The organism is Neisseria chenwenguii (assembly GCF_002216145.1).
In the GTDB taxonomy this organism is placed as follows: Bacteria; Pseudomonadota; Gammaproteobacteria; order Burkholderiales; family Neisseriaceae; genus Neisseria; species Neisseria chenwenguii.
In genome coordinates this window covers 1,371,189-1,390,482 of record NZ_CP022278.1, presented here as the reverse complement: position 1 = coordinate 1,390,482, position 19,294 = coordinate 1,371,189, and the positions used below count along the sequence as shown (strand labels likewise).

21 protein-coding genes and 1 pseudogene are annotated in these 19,294 nt (G+C 53.3%); 9 read left to right on the top strand and 13 right to left on the bottom strand.

The window, feature by feature from the left end; translation table 11 throughout:
* Positions 1 to 116: 116 nt before the first annotated feature.
* The 7 genes from BG910_RS06890 to pyrH all read right to left on the bottom strand — a co-directional run bounded on the left by BG910_RS06890 (position 117) and on the right by pyrH (position 5,000).
* On the bottom strand, positions 117 to 1,037 hold the full coding sequence (locus tag BG910_RS06890; protein WP_089036206.1) for a LysR substrate-binding domain-containing protein: 921 nt from the start codon (positions 1,035 to 1,037) through the stop codon (positions 117 to 119).
* Positions 1,038 to 1,040: 3 nt separating this feature from the next.
* Positions 1,041 to 1,301 carry a cell division topological specificity factor MinE gene (gene minE / locus BG910_RS06885; protein WP_089036205.1) on the bottom strand — a complete coding sequence of 87 codons (261 nt, stop codon included), beginning with the start codon at positions 1,299 to 1,301 and terminating at the stop codon, positions 1,041 to 1,043.
* A gap of 3 nt (positions 1,302 to 1,304) precedes the next feature.
* On the bottom strand, positions 1,305 to 2,117 hold the full coding sequence (gene minD, locus BG910_RS06880) for a septum site-determining protein MinD (RefSeq protein ID WP_089036204.1): 813 nt from the start codon (positions 2,115 to 2,117) through the stop codon (positions 1,305 to 1,307).
* A 32-nt stretch (positions 2,118 to 2,149) separates the two neighbouring features.
* Entirely contained in the window at positions 2,150 to 2,869 is a 720-nt protein-coding gene (minC, locus tag BG910_RS06875; RefSeq protein ID WP_089036203.1) for a septum site-determining protein MinC, read from the bottom strand.
* Between the two features lie 354 nt (positions 2,870 to 3,223).
* Positions 3,224 to 3,487: a hypothetical protein gene (locus BG910_RS06870; protein WP_232462172.1), complete on the bottom strand. Its 264-nt coding sequence runs from the start codon at positions 3,485 to 3,487 to the stop codon at positions 3,224 to 3,226.
* The gene (locus tag BG910_RS12795; protein ID WP_232462171.1) at positions 3,462 to 3,626 is read right to left on the bottom strand and encodes a helix-turn-helix domain-containing protein; all 165 of its coding nucleotides are present in this window, start codon (positions 3,624 to 3,626) and stop codon (positions 3,462 to 3,464) included. The genes BG910_RS06870 and BG910_RS12795 overlap by 26 nt, the downstream gene beginning before the upstream one ends.
* 654 nt (positions 3,627 to 4,280) lie before the next feature.
* Positions 4,281 to 5,000, bottom strand: coding sequence for a UMP kinase (pyrH, locus tag BG910_RS06865; RefSeq protein ID WP_089036202.1), 720 nt, complete (start codon positions 4,998 to 5,000; stop codon positions 4,281 to 4,283).
* 356 nt (positions 5,001 to 5,356) lie between these two features.
* On the opposite strand from pyrH, the gene BG910_RS06860 reads away from it, so the two are divergent.
* Complete coding sequence (locus BG910_RS06860) at positions 5,357 to 5,608, top strand: hypothetical protein (protein WP_089036201.1); 252 nt, start codon at positions 5,357 to 5,359, stop codon at positions 5,606 to 5,608.
* Positions 5,609 to 5,660: 52 nt separating this feature from the next.
* Positions 5,661 to 5,873, top strand: a complete 213-nt coding sequence (locus BG910_RS06855) for a hypothetical protein (protein WP_123805966.1) — start codon at positions 5,661 to 5,663, stop codon at positions 5,871 to 5,873.
* Between the two features lie 147 nt (positions 5,874 to 6,020).
* Here the strand turns inward: BG910_RS06855 and tsf are convergent, their stop codons facing one another.
* The 3 genes and pseudogenes from tsf to BG910_RS06840 all read right to left on the bottom strand — a co-directional run.
* A complete protein-coding gene (tsf, locus tag BG910_RS06850) occupies positions 6,021 to 6,875 on the bottom strand; it encodes a translation elongation factor Ts (protein ID WP_089036199.1) in 855 nt (284 codons plus the stop codon).
* Between the two features lie 140 nt (positions 6,876 to 7,015).
* Positions 7,016 to 7,741, bottom strand: a complete 726-nt coding sequence (gene rpsB / locus BG910_RS06845; protein ID WP_089036198.1) for a 30S ribosomal protein S2 — start codon at positions 7,739 to 7,741, stop codon at positions 7,016 to 7,018.
* Between the two features lie 169 nt (positions 7,742 to 7,910).
* Positions 7,911 to 8,147 (bottom strand): annotated as a pseudogene (locus BG910_RS06840) (hypothetical protein); the annotation flags it as partial.
* A gap of 112 nt (positions 8,148 to 8,259) precedes the next feature.
* On the opposite strand from BG910_RS06840, the gene BG910_RS06835 reads away from it, so the two are divergent.
* The 3 genes from BG910_RS06835 to BG910_RS06825 all read left to right on the top strand — a co-directional run bounded on the left by BG910_RS06835 (position 8,260) and on the right by BG910_RS06825 (position 11,540).
* On the top strand, positions 8,260 to 8,874 hold the full coding sequence (locus tag BG910_RS06835) for a 5-formyltetrahydrofolate cyclo-ligase (protein WP_089036197.1): 615 nt from the start codon (positions 8,260 to 8,262) through the stop codon (positions 8,872 to 8,874).
* A 320-nt stretch (positions 8,875 to 9,194) separates the two neighbouring features.
* Complete coding sequence (locus BG910_RS06830) at positions 9,195 to 10,667, top strand: malate:quinone oxidoreductase (protein WP_089036196.1); 1,473 nt, start codon at positions 9,195 to 9,197, stop codon at positions 10,665 to 10,667.
* 195 nt (positions 10,668 to 10,862) lie between these two features.
* Positions 10,863 to 11,540 (top strand): Spy/CpxP family protein refolding chaperone, encoded by a 678-nt coding sequence (locus BG910_RS06825; RefSeq protein WP_089036195.1) that lies wholly within the window; start codon positions 10,863 to 10,865, stop codon positions 11,538 to 11,540.
* A gap of 77 nt (positions 11,541 to 11,617) precedes the next feature.
* On the opposite strand, the gene BG910_RS06820 is transcribed toward BG910_RS06825, so the two are convergent.
* The gene (locus BG910_RS06820; RefSeq protein ID WP_089036194.1) at positions 11,618 to 12,721 is read right to left on the bottom strand and encodes an anhydro-N-acetylmuramic acid kinase; all 1,104 of its coding nucleotides are present in this window, start codon (positions 12,719 to 12,721) and stop codon (positions 11,618 to 11,620) included.
* Positions 12,722 to 12,912: 191 nt separating this feature from the next.
* On the opposite strand from BG910_RS06820, the gene BG910_RS06815 reads away from it, so the two are divergent.
* Positions 12,913 to 14,487, top strand: coding sequence for an inorganic phosphate transporter (locus BG910_RS06815; protein WP_089036193.1), 1,575 nt, complete (start codon positions 12,913 to 12,915; stop codon positions 14,485 to 14,487).
* A gap of 75 nt (positions 14,488 to 14,562) precedes the next feature.
* Here the strand turns inward: BG910_RS06815 and BG910_RS06810 are convergent, their stop codons facing one another.
* On the bottom strand, positions 14,563 to 15,522 hold the full coding sequence (locus tag BG910_RS06810; RefSeq protein ID WP_089036192.1) for a bile acid:sodium symporter family protein: 960 nt from the start codon (positions 15,520 to 15,522) through the stop codon (positions 14,563 to 14,565).
* Between the two features lie 344 nt (positions 15,523 to 15,866).
* Between BG910_RS06810 and BG910_RS06805 the strand changes: the two genes are divergently transcribed.
* The 3 genes from BG910_RS06805 (at position 15,867) to BG910_RS06800 (ending at position 17,458) form a co-directional block, all read left to right on the top strand.
* Positions 15,867 to 16,556 carry a S24 family peptidase gene (locus tag BG910_RS06805; protein ID WP_089036191.1) on the top strand — a complete coding sequence of 230 codons (690 nt, stop codon included), beginning with the start codon at positions 15,867 to 15,869 and terminating at the stop codon, positions 16,554 to 16,556.
* 261 nt (positions 16,557 to 16,817) lie between these two features.
* Positions 16,818 to 16,979 carry a hypothetical protein gene (locus BG910_RS12290; protein ID WP_157694047.1) on the top strand — a complete coding sequence of 54 codons (162 nt, stop codon included), beginning with the start codon at positions 16,818 to 16,820 and terminating at the stop codon, positions 16,977 to 16,979.
* Between the two features lie 134 nt (positions 16,980 to 17,113).
* The gene (locus tag BG910_RS06800) at positions 17,114 to 17,458 is read left to right on the top strand and encodes a hypothetical protein (RefSeq protein WP_232462170.1); all 345 of its coding nucleotides are present in this window, start codon (positions 17,114 to 17,116) and stop codon (positions 17,456 to 17,458) included.
* 710 nt (positions 17,459 to 18,168) lie between these two features.
* Here the strand turns inward: BG910_RS06800 and menA are convergent.
* Entirely contained in the window at positions 18,169 to 19,095 is a 927-nt protein-coding gene (gene menA, locus BG910_RS06790) for a 1,4-dihydroxy-2-naphthoate octaprenyltransferase (protein WP_089037177.1), read from the bottom strand.
* Between the last annotated feature and the right edge of the window lie 199 nt (positions 19,096 to 19,294).

Sequence of the window (19,294 nt, the reverse complement as noted above, 5' to 3'; positions counted from 1 at the left end):
AAGCGTTTGGCTGTTTTTTGGCGGGTAGGAAAAGTAAGATGCCGTCTGATACTTCGGCTACGCTCAGTAACCGAAGTATCAGACGGCATCTTTAGTCTGCCAAATCCGCCAAACGGCTATTCTTTTACGAAACTCACGCCGTTGAGATGCGAGCCTAAAATGGCGCTGTGCAGGGCGGTCAGGGCTTTGGGGCGCACGAAGTTGCGGCGGTAGGCCAAGACGACGCGGCGCTGCGGGGCGGGCGCTTCAAACGGGATGATGCTGAACAGCAGGTGGTCATTTTCGGTCAGCGCGGTGGCGGGCATGACGCTGATGGCGAGGCCGCTGGCAACCATGTGGCGGATGGTGTTGATCGAGCTGCCTTGCAGGGTGTTGGTCAAGCCTTGGATTTTCTGTTTGGCGGCCAGCTCGGAACAGCTTGATAAAATCTGGTCGCGCATACAGTTGCCTTCGGTCAGCAGCAAAACCTGTTCTTGAGCCAAGAGGTGCGGAGTGACGGAATCGAGTTCTTCAAAGTGGTGGCCTTTGGGAACGATGACGAAGAAAGGTTCGTCGTATAGGGGTTCGGTCACGATGCCGGTTTCGTGAAACGGCTCGGCGACGACGATGGCATCCACATCGCCGCGCTTGAGCGATTCGGTCAGGATGTGGGTGTAGTTTTCTTCGAGCATCAGCGGCATTTTGGGAGCGACTTCGCGCAACGATACAATCAGCTTGGGCAGAAGATAGGGGGCAACGGTGAAGATGAGGCCGAGTTTGAACGAGCCTTCGAGCTCGTTTTGCTCTTCGTTGGCCAAATGTTTGATTAAATCGGCCTCTTCCAATACGCGGCGGGCTTGGGCGACGATGCGCTCGCCCGCGTCGGTAGTGATGATGTCGTTGCTGCTGCGGTCAAACAGCGATACCGACAGCTCTTCTTCCAGCTTTTTGATGGCGATGGAAAGGGTGGGCTGGCTGACAAAGCAGCGGCGCGCGGCGCGGCCGAAATGGCGCTCCTGCGCGACGGCAACGATGTAACGCAGTTCGGTCAGCGTCATGAATCAAACCTTTTTTTGTTCCGGCAGCGTGATGTTGAGTTCGAGAACGTCCATACCGTTGTGTTTTTCCTGCGAAATACGGATATCATCTAAAGAGGCGTGAACGTATTTCGACAAGACTTCCAGCAATTCTTTGCGCAAAGTCGGCAGGTAGTCGGGCGCTTCTTCCTGCGCGCGCTCCTGCGCAATGATGATTTGCAGACGGTCGCGGGCGACATTGGCGGTTTTGGGCTTTCTGCCAAAAAGCATATCAATCAACGACATAGCTTAACCTCCGAACAGTCGTTTGAAGAAGCCTTTTTTCTCGGCGTCGAGGAAACGCATTTCGCGGTTTTCGCCGAGCAGGCGGGCAATCACGTCTTTATAGGCTTCGGCGGCAACGGCGTCTTGCTGGTGGATTACCGGTTCGCCGGCGTTAGATGCCTGCAACACGTTTTGCGATTCGGGAATCACGCCGATAAGCGGAATGCGCAGAATGTCGCAAATATCCTGAACCGACAGCATTTCGCCTTTGGCAACGCGCTCAGGAGAGTAGCGGGTAATCAGCAGGTGTTCTTTCACCGTACCGCCCTGCTCTGCTTTGCGCGATTTGCTTTGCAGAATGCCCAAGATGCGGTCGGAGTCGCGCACGCTGGAAACTTCGGGGTTGGTGGTAATGATGGCTTCGTCGGCAAAATAAAGTGCCATAAGGGCGCCTGTTTCGATACCTGCGGGCGAATCGCAGATTACATATTCAAAACCCATTTCGCCAGTCAACTCGTTCATCACTTTTTCGACGCCGTCACGGGAAAGTGCGTCTTTGTCGCGGGTTTGCGACGCGGGCAGAATATAGAGGTTTTCGCAGTTTTTGTCTTTAATCAACGCTTGGTTGAGCGTGGCTTCGCCCTGAATGACGTTGATCAAGTCATAGACGACGCGGCGTTCGCAACCCATAATCAGGTCGAGGTTGCGCAAGCCGACGTCGAAGTCGATAACCGCGGTTTTGTGACCGCGCAAGGCCAAACCTGATGCAATACTGGCGCTGGTCGTGGTTTTGCCCACGCCGCCTTTACCGGAAGTCACTACGATGATTTTTGCCACGATATTTCCTTTTTTCAGATACTTAAGAATAGTTATTTGGCGTCGATTGCAGCGATGACCAAACGGTTATCCTGCAACGAAACCTGTACGGGTTTTTTATGCAGATGAGCGGGCAGATCCTGCTCGAAATTGCGGTAAATCCCCGCGACGGACACAAGCTCCGCCTGCATGGAATGGATAAAGATGCGTGCGTCTTTATTGCCTTTCGCACCGGCCAGCGCACGGCCGCGCATCGGCGCATAAATATGGATATTGCCGTCGGCGATAAGTTCCGCGCCCTGGCTCACATTTCCGGTAACGATCAAATCGCCGTTTTCCGCATAAACCTGCTGACCGGTGCGCACGGGCGTACTGATCAATACGGTCGGATTGCTGATAACGGTCGCCTGAACCGGCGCGGGTACTGGCGCAGCCGCAACCGTAGCGGCCGCCTGCGACGTTTCGCCGTTTTTATCGCTGCGGTTGAACACCAAATGGAACCGCGCCGCATAAGGCGCCCACACCTCGCTCTCGTGACGCAGCCCCAAAATCTGCATCCCGTAGCGGGCAAACAGCGAAATCACCGCCGCCAGATTCAGCGATTCGGGATACTCGAAATCCTGAACATCCAACACCAGCGGCATATATTCCAATTCGCGCAGCTGCCCTGCGCGGCGGCTTAGAAAATCTTCTAATTCGGTTAGATCTGCGGTATGCAGATGAACAGCCAGCACATCCAGACGGGCTGACTTTACGTCAAAAGCGGGTTTCATTTTGTGAGTAATTCATAAAAATTTTTAATTGCGTAAGTTTACCGTGCAAATCTTGGCTATTCAATCCGTCAGGCCGTCTGAAACGCAAAAATATTTTACACAAAAACCCAGCCTCACAACCTGCCCGCCGTCTAAGCCCGCTGCAACGGGAACACCCGCCGCCTATGCGTTTTATGTAAAAACGGGCAAACATTGCCGATTTGCCACAATATGGCGGAGGACGGCGTTTCTGCCGTTTTTCAGACGGCCTTTTGTCGCGCAACCGGCATCAGGCCGTCTGAAAAATATCCGAACCTGTTTACCCCCAAAACCAAAGGCCGTCTGAAAAGAACTTTCTTTTCAGACGGCCTTTGCCTATTTCTGCAACACAGCCAGCAACGATTTTAGCGCTTCGATTTCATTGTTTTTCTGTGCCAACATTTCATCTTTTATCAGCAGCAACTCCTGCGTATGTTTCAGACTTAATTTCAGTTTTTCCAATTCAACCGCTATTTCGGGATTGCCGTAATAATTGGTATTGTCTCCGCTGTTTGCACCAATCAGCAAAAACAATCCTTTGTCATCAGATGTTATCAATTCCGCAATATCAATCTTAAAAATAGCAGCCAGTTTTTCCAATTTTGACAAATTCCAATTTACTCTCATCGCGCTCAAGGCGGGAATAGCTGCTTTTGGAAATATTCATGCGCTCCGCCATATCCTCCTGCGACCAGTTGTTCAACTCGCGCAAGGCACGGATTTTGTCGTTGACTGCCATTTTAATTCCTTGTAAATATTCGGGATTTTAAACCGAAAATCGGTCTTAAAAACCGTTTTTCCAGATTGAGAAACATCAATTTAACAGGATATTATCCCGCTTGCCGTTTCTTGGCAAATTTCTAAGGATTTTTCAAAGGATCAACATTATGGCAACAAACCCTAACTTTCCGAGTAAAACAGGTAGACCAACCCCTCTCAATCCCAATTATCCAAGCAAAACCGGAAACCCTTCAGGCAAAGGCCGTGGTAATGAACCTAAAAGTAAAAGATAAAAGCAAACAAATGAGAAAAAACACATTAACTATAGCTACTTTGTTGCTGATCGCAGGGTGTTCCTCCTCCGTACAAGTACCAGGTCGTTGGTATCGTGAAGGCGTTACAAGAACCGACACACAAACATTTCACGAGAAATGCATATACTCAGTTGGAACAAATAGCAAAGTAACACCCGAGAGGGAGAGGCGAATGCTTATCGCCTGTATGCAAGGGGCTGGATTTCGATGGATTCCCCCTCATGTGATATACCGCTGAACCATCACAAGGTTGTTTTGTCGGATTCAAGAATCCAACCTACAACATCTTAGTGCTTCCAGATAAAAACAGGCCGTCTGAAAATCTTCAGACGGCCTTTACCGTTTTCCAGCCTAAAAAATCAGCAATGAACCAATGTGCCTTCGTCTTCGCCCGAAACCACGCGCTTGAGGGCGCCTTCTTTGGCGATGCCGAACACGACGATGTTGAGTTTGCGTTCGCGGCAGAGGGTAAAGGCGGTGGCGTCCATCACTTTGAGGTTTTTCTCGATGGCTTCGTCAAAGGTAATGGTTTCGTAGCGGGTGGCCGACGGGTCTTTTTTCGGGTCGGCAGTGTACATGCCGTCGACGTTGGTGGCTTTGAGCATCACGTCGCAGTTCATTTCCGCGCCGCGCAGGGCGGCGGCGGTGTCGGTGGTGAAGAAGGGGTTGCCGGTGCCGGCGGCGAAGATGACGACTTTGCCTTCTTCGAGATACTGAATGGCTTTGGGGCGGGCGTAGGTTTCGGCAATCTGCTGCATGGAGAGGGCGGATTGGACGCGGGCTTTGAGACCGAGTGATTCGAAGGCGTCTTTGAGGGCGAGGGCGTTCATGACGGTGGCCATCATGCCCATGTAGTCTGCGGTGGCGCGGTCCATGCTGCCGGCTTGGGCGGAGACGCCGCGGAAGATGTTGCCGCCGCCGACCACTACGCCGACCTGTACGCCCAAATCAACGATTTCTTTGACTTGGCCGACAATCTGCATGATGGTGTCGCGGTTGATGCCGAATGCGTCTTTGCCCATCAGGGCTTCGCCGGAAAGTTTCAATAAAACGCGTTTGTATTTTGTTTGCTGTGTCATGGGATACCTTGCTTTCTTCGGGTTGGCTATCGGCCGTTTGAAATGTTTTCAGACGGCCTCTCGATAGATTGGACAAACGTTTTCTGCAACCGCAGTGATTGTAGTGCTTCTATTTTTGTTTTTCAAAGCATTAAAGGTGCCCGCGCAGGGCAAGCCGCACACTTGGCTCGGTTACGCCCGCAGGCATTCCGCAACATCTCGTTTTATACAATATGGTTATATTTCAAGTGGTTATAAAACAAATTAGGTTAACAATAAAAATGATACAAACTATCATTACCGCCAATAAGCGCTTATCAGATGTTTTGTTACAAATAATCTTTTAACCTTGACGTACAACCTAAAGGAGTTTCAAAATGAAGCCATTATACCGTTATGAATATATTCTCGTCAGTGGCGGCGCATCCGGTTGCAAAGATTGCGACGATATCATCGCACTGGAAAAAGAATGCCGTGATGATATAAATAATGGGTTTACCATGGGTGCAACCGCAGGAGCGCTGTTCACGAAAAGCCCTTATTTCACAGGGATAGGCGCTATAGCTGGGGGAGCTCTCGCGGCCAGCAACAGCCCAGAATGCAAAGCTTTGGCTAAATTGAAGAAATAGCTGCCTAACTATCAGATACGTGCGGGCTACTAAAAATATAAGGAATGTATTGATGATGCAATATCTCAAAACATATCTCTTTTTTAAGTTTTTGTATTATTACATTGGCATGTCGGTGGCTTTCTGCATTATGTTCGGCATTTATTTCGGCCGGGAAGCCGCCGTCAGTATTTTTCTTGATAAGAATACGGTTATCATGCTGCTCTTTTTGGCAGCTTTCGCTACTTTTTTTGACTTTATCAAAAAGTGGAAGTCCGGCCGTTGATAGAAGGCCGTCTGAAACGGTTTTCAGACGGCCTTAAAACGGTTTGCCCAAAAACCTTCCGCCCGAACCATCTGTTTTTCAAAACCCGCCTTCCAAAAAAAGCACCCGATTCCGAATGAAGCCGGGTGCTTTTCTTAATGCTGCATATTAAACCTTGGCGGCGGCGGCCACTTCGGCAGCGTAGTCCACCACGGCTTTTTCGATACCGTCGCCAACTTTGTAGCGTACGAATGAAACCACTTCGGAGCCGTTTTCTTTCAGGAATTGGGCAACGGTTTGGTCGGGGTTCATTACAAATGCCTGGCCGTTGAGGGTAACTTCGGCGAGGTATTTTTTGATGCGGCCTTCAACCATTTTAGCGGCGATGTCGGCGGGTTTACCGGATGCGATGGCTTGTTCGGTGTAGATGTGGCGTTCTTTTTCAACCAGATCTGCATCAACTTCGGCTTCGGACACGCATTGCGGTTTGGCGGCAACGATGTGCATACCGACTTTGCGGGCGGCTTCTTCGGAGCCTTTGTATTCGACCAATACGCCTTCGGTCGCCAATGCGCCGTGGATATAGGCAACGAGGCTGTTCGGGGTTTCGATGATTTGGAAACGGCGGACAGACATGTTTTCGCCCAGTTTGGCGATGATGGCTTTGCGCTCTTCTTCAACCAATGCGCTCAATTCTTCGACGGTTGCCGGTTTTTTAGCAGCAGCGGTTTTGGCAACGGAATTGGCAAATGCGACGAAGCCTGCGTCTTTGGCGACGAAGTCGGTTTCGCAGTTTACTTCGACCAATGCACCGGTATTGCCTTCGACGGCAACGGCCAAAACGCCTTCGGCAGCGGTACGGCCGGCCAGTTTGCCTGCTTTCGCGCCGGATTTGATGCGCAGGATTTCTTCGGCTTTTTCCATGTTGCCTTCGGCTTCAACCAGCGCTTTTTTGCATTCCATCATGCCCAGGCCGGTGGCGGCGCGCAGGTCGGCAACCATTTTTGCAGTAATTTCTGCCATGTTCACACTCCTTGAATTTTGGGAAACATACGGTCAAAACCCCGTATGCGGGAAATTCGATTCGGGCCGTCTGAATGTTTCAGACGGCAGTCAAACGGTTTTTTAAAAAAGGGGCAAGAAGCCCCTCTTTCCAATCTGCCTTACTCGGCAGCGGCTTGCGCCGCAGCGACGGTTTCCTGCAAGGCTTGGTTTTTGCCTTCCAAAACTGCATCGGCGATGCCGCGGCAGTAGAGGCGGATGGCTTTGGCAGAGTCGTCGTTGCCCGGGATAACGTATTTCACGCCGTCGGGGCTGTTGTTGGTATCGACAACGGCAATCACAGGAATGCCCAATTTTTCGGCTTCGACCAGCGCGCCTTTTTGGTAGCCGGTATCAATCACGAAAATCGCGTCGGGCAGGCCTTTCATGTTTTTGATGCCGCCGAGCGAACGCTCAAGTTTTTCAACGTCGCGCTGCATTTCGAGGATTTCTTTTTTGTTAAAACCGCTTTCGGCAGCGTTTTCCAGAGCGACTGATTTTTCTTCCAGACGTTTGATGGACTGCTTAACGGTTTTGTAGTTGGTCAGCATACCGCCCAACCAACGGTAGTCAACGTAGGGCATACCGGCGCGGACAGCTTCTTCTTTGATGATTTCGCGCGCTTGGCGTTTGGTACCGACAAACAGTACAGTGCCTTTGTTGGCAACCAGACGGCGTACAGCTTCTTGAGCCTCTTGGAACAGCGGCAGGGTTTTTTCCAGGTTGACGATGTGAATTTTGTTGCGCGCGCCGAAAATGTATTGTTCCATTTTCGGATTCCAGAAACGGGTTTGGTGACCAAAGTGGACACCGGCTTCAATCATCTGACGCATGGTAATTTGAGACATAATATTCCTTAAAATTGAAAGGGTTAGGAGCACACATTCAATCGCATAGAACTTGATTTCATCAAGCACCCTTCGGCGAAAGTGGGCGTAGTTTGAAAAAAAACGAGGCTTTCAAAAACGAAAGCCTGCGGATTATATAGGATTTGAGGCCGTCTGAAAAGGGCGGCCACGGGGGTTTTGCGCTTTCAGACGGCCTTTGCGCGTGGTTTTGCGCCTCGGCGGATTCGGCCTGCGCTTCCTGTTTCAACCTGCGGTTGCGGTGGCGCACGAGTGCAATCCACATCAGCAAAACGGTCGGGGAAACCGCCAAAAATGCGAGATAAACCAGCGCCCGCACGATACTCGGCTGGGCAAGGGAAAACATAACGGCAACAAAAAGATAGCCGATGACGACGATGTGCCACATGGTTCGGTTTCCTGTTTTTTTCAGACGGCCTCATGCCCGCAAAGCGCGGTTTGCAGCCTGCCGCCACCGTCTTATAATAAATCCGACCGATTCTAACAGCAAAGGCCGTACCGTGAAAAATCAGGAGAAAACCGAACTGCGCCGCCAACTGCGCCGCGCCTGCAGCGCGATGAGCCGTGAAGAGCGCGCCGCGGCGACGCTGGCGGCCAACCGCCTGCTCAAGCGTTTTGCCAAGCGCGGGGCGCGGATCGGGGCGTATTGGCCGATGGGTAAGGAACTTGAATTAAACCTGTTTTTTCAGACGGCCTTAAAGCGCGGCGCGCGGCTTTTCCTACCCTATATCGAGCCGCGCGAAAAACGGCTCTGGTTTACGCCGTATCACTCGGACGGTGCGGCGCCGGAACGCAAACGCGGGCGGAGCAAACTTTATATTCCGCAGTTTGCGGGGCGCAAAATCCGTGCGCACGATTTGGATTTGCTGTTGGTGCCCGTGGTCGGCATCGACGCGCAGGGCTACCGTTTGGGGCAGGCAGGCGGATTTTACGATGTCTCGCTGGCGGCTTTGCGCCACCGTTTGCCGCTCAAAACGCTGGGCGTAGGTTTCGATTGCCAGATGGTCGGCGTTTTGCCGCGCGAGGCGCACGATATTCCGTTGGGCGGTTTCGTGTCGGAAAAAGGGATTTTTTACTTCAAAAATGAGTTTTTCAGACGGCCTCAACCTACATAAACTACAGTAAACTACAAAAATCCGAAAAATTTAATAAATTAACAATCTATCAAACATTCCCGCGCTTTTGCCGATGAATCAAGGCCGTCTGAATGTTTCAGACGGCCTTGATTTTTATAATTTAACCGTCTGTTGCACAAAATCTTTGCTTTTATCCGAAAAATCTAATAAATTCTGCCGGACAGGTTGTCAACAATCCGTGCACGCGGATTCGGCATATAAACATATAATCAAACAGCCGGAAACGGCCCGAATATCTTAATAAATTCGGCTTCAAACGGCGGCAAAGGCGGCAACGCCTGTTTTCAAGGAGTCAAACCATGGCTGACGCGACTGATGTGGTATTGGTGGGAGGCGGGATTATGAGCGCCACGCTCGGTGTGTTGCTGAAAGAGCTGGAGCCTGATTGGGAGATTACGATTATCGAGCGGCTGGGCGATGTGGCGCTGGAATCGTCCGATGCGTTGAACAACGCGGGTACGGGGCATTCGGCCTTGTGCGAGCTGAACTATGCGCCGCGGGGTTCGGACGGCAAAGTCGATCCCGCACGTGCGCTGGGCATTGCCGAGCAGTTTCAGATCAGCCGCCAGTTTTGGGCGTCGCTGGTGAAAGAAGGCCGTCTGGCCGACAACTCGTTTATCAATACCGTGCCGCACATGTCGCTGGTGATGACGGCCGACCATTGCGATTATCTGCAAAAGCGTTACGACGCCTTCAAACCGCAGAAGCTGTTTGAAAAAATGGAATTTTCGACCGACCGCAGCAAAATCCGCGAATGGGCGCCGCTGACGGTGGACGGCCGCGACGAAGCGCAACCGCTGGCCGCCACTTATTCCGCCGAGGGCACCGACGTCGATTTCGGCAACCTGACCCGCCAGATGATTCATTATCTGACCCAAAACGGCGTGAAGCTGCAAACCAACCGCCACGTCGAAGACATTACCCGCGAGGCCGACGGCGCTTGGGTGGTGAAAACCGTCGCCACCGCCGACCCCGCGCAGCAGCTGACGTTCCGCAGCCGTTTTGTTTTTTTGGGCGCAGGCGGCGGCGCGCTGCCGCTGTTGCAGAAATCCGGCATTCCCGAAGGCAAAGGCTACGGCGGCTTCCCCGTTTCCGGCCTGTTTCTGCACAACAAAAACGAAGCGACCGCGCAGCAGCACAACGCCAAAGTTTACGGACAAGCCTCAGTCGGCGCCCCGCCGATGTCGGTTCCCCATCTCGACACCCGCAACATCGGCGGCAAACGTTTCCTGATGTTCGGCCCTTACGCCGGCTTCAAACCCAACTTCCTCAAACAGGGTTCGCTGATGGATTTACCGACGTCCATCCACTTCGACAACCTCTATCCCATGCTGCGCGCGGGTTTGGACAACATGCCTCTGACCAAATACCTGCTCGGCGAATTGCGCAAAACCAAAGACGAACGCATCGCCTCGCTGCTGGAATACTACCCGCAGGCCAATCCCGACGAGTGGGAACTGATTACCGCCGGACAGCGCGTTCAAGTCATTAAAAAAGACAACCAAAAAGGCGGCGTATTGCAGTTCGGCACCGAACTCGTCGCCCACGCCGACGGCTCGCTGGCCGCGCTCTTGGGCGCCTCGCCCGGCGCCTCCACCTCTGTTCCGCTGATGATCAAACTCGTCAACCAATGCTTCCCCGACCGCGCCGAACGCTGGTCAGGCCGTCTGAAAGAACTCGTACCCGCTTATGGCGTGAAGCTCAACGACAACCCCGCATTGGCGGAGGAAATTCTCAGCAGTACGGCGGAAGTTTTGGGCATTTACCATTAAATATATAGAGTAACCGTTCAGACGGCATTAAAAACAGCGTATCCGTGGAGGTGCGCTGTTTTTAATGCCGTCTGAAATTATGTCTTGTCGGGTAAGTTTTCATAATCCCTACACATCTTAACCATTCCCTTTACTATCATAAATTAAGCCGATACCGTCGGTTTTCACAGACACTCCCCAACCAGGATAATAATCATGAAAAAATACCTCGCCGCCGCTACTGCCGCGCTGACCCTTTCCGCTACCGCCTGCGCCGCCCAGCCGCCCAAAGACAAACCCGCCTACGACTGCTCCCGCGACTGCACGCGTTCCGAGCACCTGCCGCACGGTTTCGACCGCTTGGATTTAAGCAGCCGCCAAAAAGCCAAAATCCGGAAAATTCTCGAAAACGAGCGCCGGGAACGTCAGGCCGAACGCAGTGCGCACGAGGAAAAAATGAAAGCCAAATTTGCCAGCTTGGAAGCGCAGCACGAGGAACGGATAAAAAAAGAAGCCGAACGTCAGGCAGCCGTCGATAAATTAATCAGCGGTAAAAAATTCGACGAGGCTGCCGCCCGCCGTCTGATCGGCGAAGAGGAAGCCGAATCCGACCGCATGATTGCCGATATGAACGCCGATCGCGCCGAACACAAACCGCAGCACGAAGCCGCACAACTGCGCCGTCTGAAAAACTTCCACGCCATGTTCCAGGTATTGACGCCCAAACAGCAGCAGCAATGGCTGGAACAGCGCAAACAGCGTGCGGCGGACAAAGCGGAACGCCGCAAACCGCGCCCTGAAACACCCGAAGCAGATCAGCATCCTGAAGCCCCGCAGACCGATGCTCCGCCCGCATTCGAGCCGGTCAAACCCGCAACTGCCCCGCAGCAGTAAACAGCGGCCTCCAAACCGGCGGTTGGAAATATTCCGCAACCGCCGAACCGCAAACAGCCGGCCGTTATCCCTACCGCTCAAGCATAATGCCCTGCACCTAAGATGCAGGGCTTTTTTGCGCCGGTGGCGCGCTCGGGGTTGCCGGGGATTCGGTTGATCCAGCAGGCGGCGAGCCAGGCGAAGGCGGCGGCTTCGACCCATTGGGGGTCGAGGTTGAGGGTTTGGGTGCTGTGGAGCATGGTGTTGCGCACGGTAAAGAGGTCGTGCAGGGTTTGGATGAGGGTAGTGTTGCGGATGCCGCCGCCGCAGATGTAGAGGTTGCGCACGTCTGGGGCGGCGCGGTGGGTGGCGTCGCAGATGGTTTGGGCGGTGTAGTGAAGCAGGGTTTTGAGAACGTCTTCGGGAGCTTCGCCGCCTTTCAGACGGCCTCTGAGCCAGTCGAGGGAGAAGAGTTCGCGGCCTGTGCTTTTGGGGTGGGGGTGGGCGAAGTAGGGGTGGTCGAGCAGGCGGTTGAGGAGGTCGGGGAGGAGACGGCCTTGTGCGGCTTTTTCGCCGTTTTTGTCGTAGGGGAGCTGCCAGATGTGTTGTGTCCAGGCATCCATGAGCATGTTGCCGGGGCCGGTGTCGAAGCCGAAGGCGGCTTCCTCGGGGGGGAGGACGCTGATGTTGGAAATGCCGCCGATGTTGAGGACGACGCGGGTTTCGTCGGGGCTTTGGAACAGAGCTTGGTGGAAGGCGGGGACGAGGGGGGCGCCTTGTCCGCCGGCGGCGAGGTCGCGGCTGCGGAAGTCGCCGACGGTAAAGATGCCGGTGAGTTCGGCGAGGAGGGGCAGGTCGGCGATTTGGATGCTGTATCCGTGTTCGGGGGCGTGGCGTATGGTTTGGCCGTGGCAGCCGATGGCGGTGATTTCAGACGGCCTGAGGTTTTGTGCGGAGAGGAGGTCGGCAACGGCGCGGGCGTAGAGGACGCTGAGGTTTTGGGCGAGGATGCGGCTGCGGTGGAGTTCGTTGCGGCCTTCGTTTTGCAGATCGAGGAGTTGTGCTTTGAGGCCGCCTGAAAAGGGAACGAAGCTGTGGGCGAGCGCGCCCTGCCATTGGCAGCCGTTCATTTTGATGAGGACGGCGTCGGCACCGTCCATGCTGGTGCCGGACATCAGGCCGATGTAGTATTGGCTGTTCATGATGGTGGGAAATTCGGGGGGAAAGGCTTATTTTAACTGATTTTGCGCAGTTGATGAGGCAGCGCAAATTTCTTGTTGAAAGAGGTGGCAGAACGCGGATTACGGGTTACAATGCCCAATGTCGGCAAGATCGCCGCTTGAAAAAATTTCCGCTTTTGCGGGCGTTCCAATTATTTGCAAGGAAGACATTCATGAATCAGGCTCAACCGGGATCAAACCTGAAGCTGATTAATGCCTTTTTCGCCGCTATGCTTGTGGGCATGGTCGGCTATTTTATCGTTTGGGGCTTGGATTATACGCATAGCAATCATGCCGTTTTATTTATTCTGGCGACGATGTTCGGCGTGTTTATGGCGTTTAACGTGGGCGGCAACGATATTGCCAACTCGTTCGGAACTTCCGTCGGTTCGGGTACGCTGACGATTCCGCAGGCGCTTTTGATTGCGGCGGTGTTTGAGGTCAGCGGCGCGGTGATTGCCGGTGGCGAGGTAACGGATACCATCCGCAAAGGGATTATCGATTTGAACGCGATGAGCCTCGAGCCGATGCAGTTTGTCTATATCATGATGTCGGCGCTGTTGGCGGCGGCGCTGTGGCTGTTGTTTGCCACCAAAAAAGGGCTGCCGGTTTCGACGACGCACGCAATTATCGGCGGCATCGTCGGCAGCGCGCTGTGTCTGGCGTTTATGAGCCATGTTGAGGCGGGCGGCCTGATTAAATGGGGCAAACTCGGCGAGATTGCGGTTTCGTGGGTGTTGTCGCCGGTATTGGGCGGCGCAGTGTCGTTTGTCGTGTTCGGCCTGGTTAAAAAATATGTGTTGGACTACAACGCCTGGGCAGACAAAACGCTGGCCGAAATCAAGCAGGAACGCCGTGCCTACAAAGCGCGCCACAACGAATTTTTCGAGGGTCTCGACGACGCCGGCAAAGCCGATTACGCCACCAAACTCTCGCACGACGCGCAGATTTACGACGAAGCGGATTTCGATCCCGACGAGCTGCAATCCGATTATTACCGTGGTCTGTATGAATTGGACGTGCGGAAAGAGGGTGTCGACTCCTACCGCGCGCTGCATTCGTGGGTACCTGTGATTGCCTCGGTCGGCGCGATGATGGTGTCGTCGATGCTGATTTTCAAAGGCCTGAAAAACCTGCATTTGGGGCTGAGCAACGTCAACAGCTTCCTGACCATTTTCATGATCGGCGCGGGCGTTTGGATGGGAACATTCGTGTTCGCCAAAAACCTCAAACGCAAAGATTTGGGCAAATCCACATTTCAGATGTTCAGCTGGATGCAGGTCTTTACCGCCTGCGGTTTCGCCTTCAGCCACGGCGCCAACGACATTGCCAATGCCATCGGCCCGTTTGCCGCGATTATGGACGTTTTGCGTTCGGGCAACATCACCGAGCAAAACGCCGTTCCGCCCGTCGCCATGCTGACCTTCGGCATCGCCCTGATTGTCGGCCTGTGGTTTATCGGCAAGGACGTGATTAAAACCGTCGGCTCGGATTTGGCAAAAATGCACCCCTCTTCCGGCTTCTCCGCCGAGCTTTCCGCCGCCGCCGTCGTGATGGGTGCGTCGCTGATGGGCTTGCCCGTGTCGAGTACCCACATCCTCGTCGGCGCCGTTTTAGGCATCGGCCTGGTCAACCTCGACGCCAACTGGTCGCTGATGAAACCCATCGGCCTGGCTTGGGTGATTACCCTGCCCGCCGCCGCGGTGTTGTCGGTGGCGTGCTATCTGGTGTTGCAGGCTGTGTTCTGATTTTGAACGCCACTAAAAAGAAGGCCGTCTGAAAAAATTCAGACGGCCTTTTCGATTGAGAGGTCGTTGAAACGCTCAACCGCCCTGCCCTTTTCGCTTACTCCACCACGCAAACAGGTTGCCCAGCACCGTACCCGACACGGAATGCCACACGCAGGCCACCGCCGTCGCCACTGCAGATTCCGCGCTGGCCGGGAAAAACTTCGCGCTCAAACCCGTTGCCAAACCCGCGTTCTGCACGCCCACCTCAATCGCAAGCGTGCGCTTTTTCGCCGTATCCATCCCGACCGCCGCGCCCGCGTAATAGCCCAGCACATAACCCAAAATATTGTGCGCCGCAATCGCCGCCAGCATCACCGCCGCAGAATCCATAAAACGGTGGCCGTGTACCGCCGCCACCCCGCCGACGATACAGGCAAACGCCAACACTGCCACGCCCGGCATCGCCGCGCGCACATCGTCAAACCAGCGCCGCCCCTGAAGCAGAATGTTCGCCCCCGAGCCGACCACCACCGGCAACAGCGTCACCAGCAGCATGAATTCAAACATCGCCCAGCCGTCCATCTCCACCGTCTGCCCGACCAAAACCGTCATCCAAAGCGGCGTTACCACCGGTGCCAAAACCGTCGAAACCGTCGTCATCCCCACCGAAAACGCCACATCGCCCTTCGCCAGAAAACTCATAATATTCGACGATACCCCGCCCGGACAGGTTCCGACCAACACCAGCCCCAGCGTCAGGCCGTCTGAAAGGCCGAGTGCCTTCGCAATCCCAACCGCCAGAAGCGGCATAATCGTATATTGCGCCAGCGCGCCGATAAAAATATCCAGCGGCCGCTGCGCCAAAACCACATAATCGCGCTTGCCCAGCGTAATCCCCATCCCCAGCATAATGATGCCCAACACCCAAATCTGCACATCTCCCTTGACCCACGCAAACGTGGCAGGCTCGATCATGGCAATGACCGCCGCAAAAATAATGATGGCGGCGGTAAAACGGGTCAGCTGGCTGCTGAGCTTGGCTAAAAACTGCATCTTCTGCTCCTTTATGCTGATGCAAATGCTGTTGTCGCTAAAGGCCGTCTGAAACGGCAAATCTTCCGTCTTTTACCCCGCTTTCCCCCGTTGCGCAAACCGCCGCCGCCTTTTTCCGCCAATCCCGCGCAACAATCCTGCGCCGTCCGCAAAATTACCAAAACCATCTTCCAAACAAACCATGCCGTCTGAAAAATCATGTTTCAGACGGCATCGGTTTTAGCGTTTTACGGTTAATTTTTTCAGACGGCATGTTGAGAGAGAGAGGACAGCAAGTGTAACCATTGAAATGATAGATTTATTTTGATATATTCAAATCAATCAAAACCATCAGAAGCCGCCTCATGACACGCCCCGAAAAAGTACGCCTGCTGATAAACAAACATTTCGGCGGACGACAGAAAAACTTTGCCGAAGCCGTCGGCAAACAGCCCGCCCAAGTCAACCAATGGCTCAAAGGCCATCGCAACATCGGCGACGGACTGGCCGCCCATATCGAAAAAGCGTTGGGTCTGCCCGCAGGTTGGCTGGATGACGATGTGCAGGAAACCGCAGCGAAAAGCAGCGAAATTTCCCCGGCTCCGCCGCTGCGCTTTTGGGCGGCCAACGACCCGCTGCCTCAGGACGACTACGCATTTGTCCCGTTTTACAAACAAATCGGATTCGCAGGCGGAACGGGAACATTCGAACAGTCCGACGACGGCGGATTGCAGTTGCCGTTCGGAAAAGCCACGCTCTGGCGCAAGGGCATCAGTAAAGAGAATGTGTTCTGTTGCACGCTCGACGGCGACAGCATGGAGAGCAAAATTCCCGACGGCACGACATTGGCCGTCGACAAGGGTGCAACCCAAATCAAAGACGGCAAAATCTATGCCTTCCGTCACGACGATCTCTACCGCGTCAAATACCTCTACCGCCTGCCGGGCGGAAAAATCAGAATCAAAAGCGAAAACAGCTTTTATCCCGACGAAATTGTCAACGGAGAAGCCGTCGAAATCATCGGCAGGGTGTTTTGGTGGTCGGTATTGGACTGACGCGCAGAATTAAAAAGGCCAAGCGGTTTATCCCGTTTGGTTTTTTTGCACGATATCCTTTTAGACAGGATGCCATCTGAAACGGCTAAAAAGCACAAGACAAAAAATTCCGATGCAGAACAAAGTGATATAGAAATATATTAAAATTTGATAAATTTATTCTTGCCAATAAATTTATCATTAGTATAATTTATTCATCCGAATCAGACAGGCAATGCAAACTGTCCGGCGGATATTTCAAAACCAACCATAGGAGAAACAATGATGAAACCAAAGTTCAAAGCGCATCTCCCGACAGCCGTCGGACTGCCTGCCGCCATTCTGGCCGCAGCAGCAGGGTGTGCCTCATTCAAAACCGAGGGCGATGTCCGCTTCCAATCGGACAACCCTCAAACTTCCGCGACTGCCTCTGCACAGCCGTAAACGCCAAGTCTATAAAATTTTAGGAGAAATAAAATGGATAAAAAGTTCAAGAAGCCCATGTCGGAATCATCTGCGCATTATTTGACGGTGTCGTATCACCCCGTCCTGATCAAATTACGGAAGAAGTGGTTGAAATGGCTGATGCAATGTTTGCCGAAATCGGTACCTGCCATGAACGGATCAGACCGCTTGCGATTTTGGCTGACGGGATTGCCCGTTCAATTACCGAACTGATACCTGACGAACTGAAATTAATCTTTGGAAATGATGATTTTCTGAAATATTTGCAAAGTAAAGGGCAGGATGAAACCTTTAATTTACTAAAAAATAGTAGAATCAATAGTGTAGCAAAAGTGCTGAAGGCTTTTTACAAAAGCTGGCTGGCTTATACCGCTAAAGACCGTCGGCTTAAAGTCTGTATTGTTACAGCCCAAGTCCGTTGGCGCTCAAAATTTGAAATTGCTCTATTGGGGCTGTAATTTTCTCATCGGTTAATGACATGTTCGGTTTTTTCAAAAAAATTACGATATTACTCTTGTGATCGTCATCACTGTTTGGATTAATTTTTTCCGGACACGGGCGAACGCAGCAGGACTCATGGTTACTGACATATAAATGGTCCGCTTTACCCGTATGCCAGATTCCTGCTGCCGCTTGCATTGGGAATTGCCGTACGGCATGACCGATGGAAAAAAAGGCCGTAACATGTGGGCATCTCTCCGAAAAATCCTGAAAAGATACAAAAAACCGCTGCTTGTTTTGGCGGTCAATGAATTTGTATATATGCTTTTCGGCGTACCCGTAGAATGCTTCAGATACTGCCCCGTACGCCCATGACCGCATTCGAGAATTTTCTTTTTACCGCCGGCTATATCGTTATGTGGATCTGCCTTTTATGGATTTTCATGATTGCTATGACGAATAAATACAACCGTTTTTAGGTATAAAAATACCCCCGCAGCTGCCGGCCTGCGGGGTTTATATTTCCAAAAGCACGCTGATTAGCATAGCGGCCAACGCAAAAACGGCCGATCATTTTATCCGATCTCCAAAGGAGTAGCCGCCGTCATCATAAGCCCAATAAGCGATAGAGAAAGCCAAATTGCCTAAAAAATAGCAGACAAACGTATTGATAAACGCCTTCACAGCCGTATTTCCCATGGATGGCGGGATACCGAATCATACCATATCAATAACCACCTACCGCCCCAAGCAACGCTGCCACCCACAATGCCGCCACCCAGGCCGATACCGCCATGCTCCATTGCGGCAGCAGCTTGTCGAAATCCGCACTGTTTCGGGCTTTTCCCGCCATAACCAGATGCGCGGCGGTCAGCACGCCCAGCAGGCCGCACAATGCCGCCAAACCTGTGCCGCTGAAACTGCGCAGCAGCCATACTCCCCAGCACATCGCAGCCGTAAGCGCAAGCGCAGTATGGTAGCGTTTGGCGCGCGCCAATCCCAAGCGCACGGCGAGCGTGCGTTTACCCGAAGCCGCATCGCCCTCGATGTCGCGCATATTGTTGAGGTTCAGCACCATCACGCACCAAAATCCCACCGCGCAGGCGGGCAGCAGCGTGACGGCGTTCAGACGGCCTGTTTGCAGAAACGCCGTCCCTGCCACCGCCAGCAGACCGAAAAATACAAAGACAGCCAAATCGCCAAAACCCGCGTAACCGTAGGGTTTGTGTCCCGCCGTGTAGCCGTAGGCCGCTGCCAGCGACAAGGCGCCCGCTGCCAGCCACGGCCATGTCTGCGCCCAAAATCCGCCCGTCCGCCCGAATGCCGCCGCCAGCAATGCCAACCCGAGAAGGCAGCAGACCGCCGCGCTCAGACAAAGTGCACGTTTCATGGTTTGGCGGGCGATGCGCCCCGAGCCGACCATGCGCTGCGGCCCCCGACGCGATGCGCCGTCAGTACCGCGGCAGCCGTCGCCGTAATCGTTGGCGAAGTTGGCGAACATCTGCAAGGAAACGGCTGTTGCCGTGCTCAAAACAGCGACGGCGAAATCCGCCCGATGCTGCACGGCGGCAGCCAGACTGCCCGCGAGCGTGCCCGCAAGCGCCAGCGGCAGTGTGCGCAAACGCGCCGCCGCAAGCCAGTAGCGTAGGTTCATTTGAGGTTGGTTTTGTTGTTTTGGTTGGCGCGGATTATAGAAGCTGCACGGAAAAGCAGTTTTGATATGAGTGAAAAAACGGAGGAATTTCAGACGGCCTGAGACCATTGCAAAAATCAGAATGGCCGTCTGAAACTTTTACAGACGGCATTCCTGCGCAGGCGGAAATGACATCGGTTGGGATATTAACCGTTTCAGA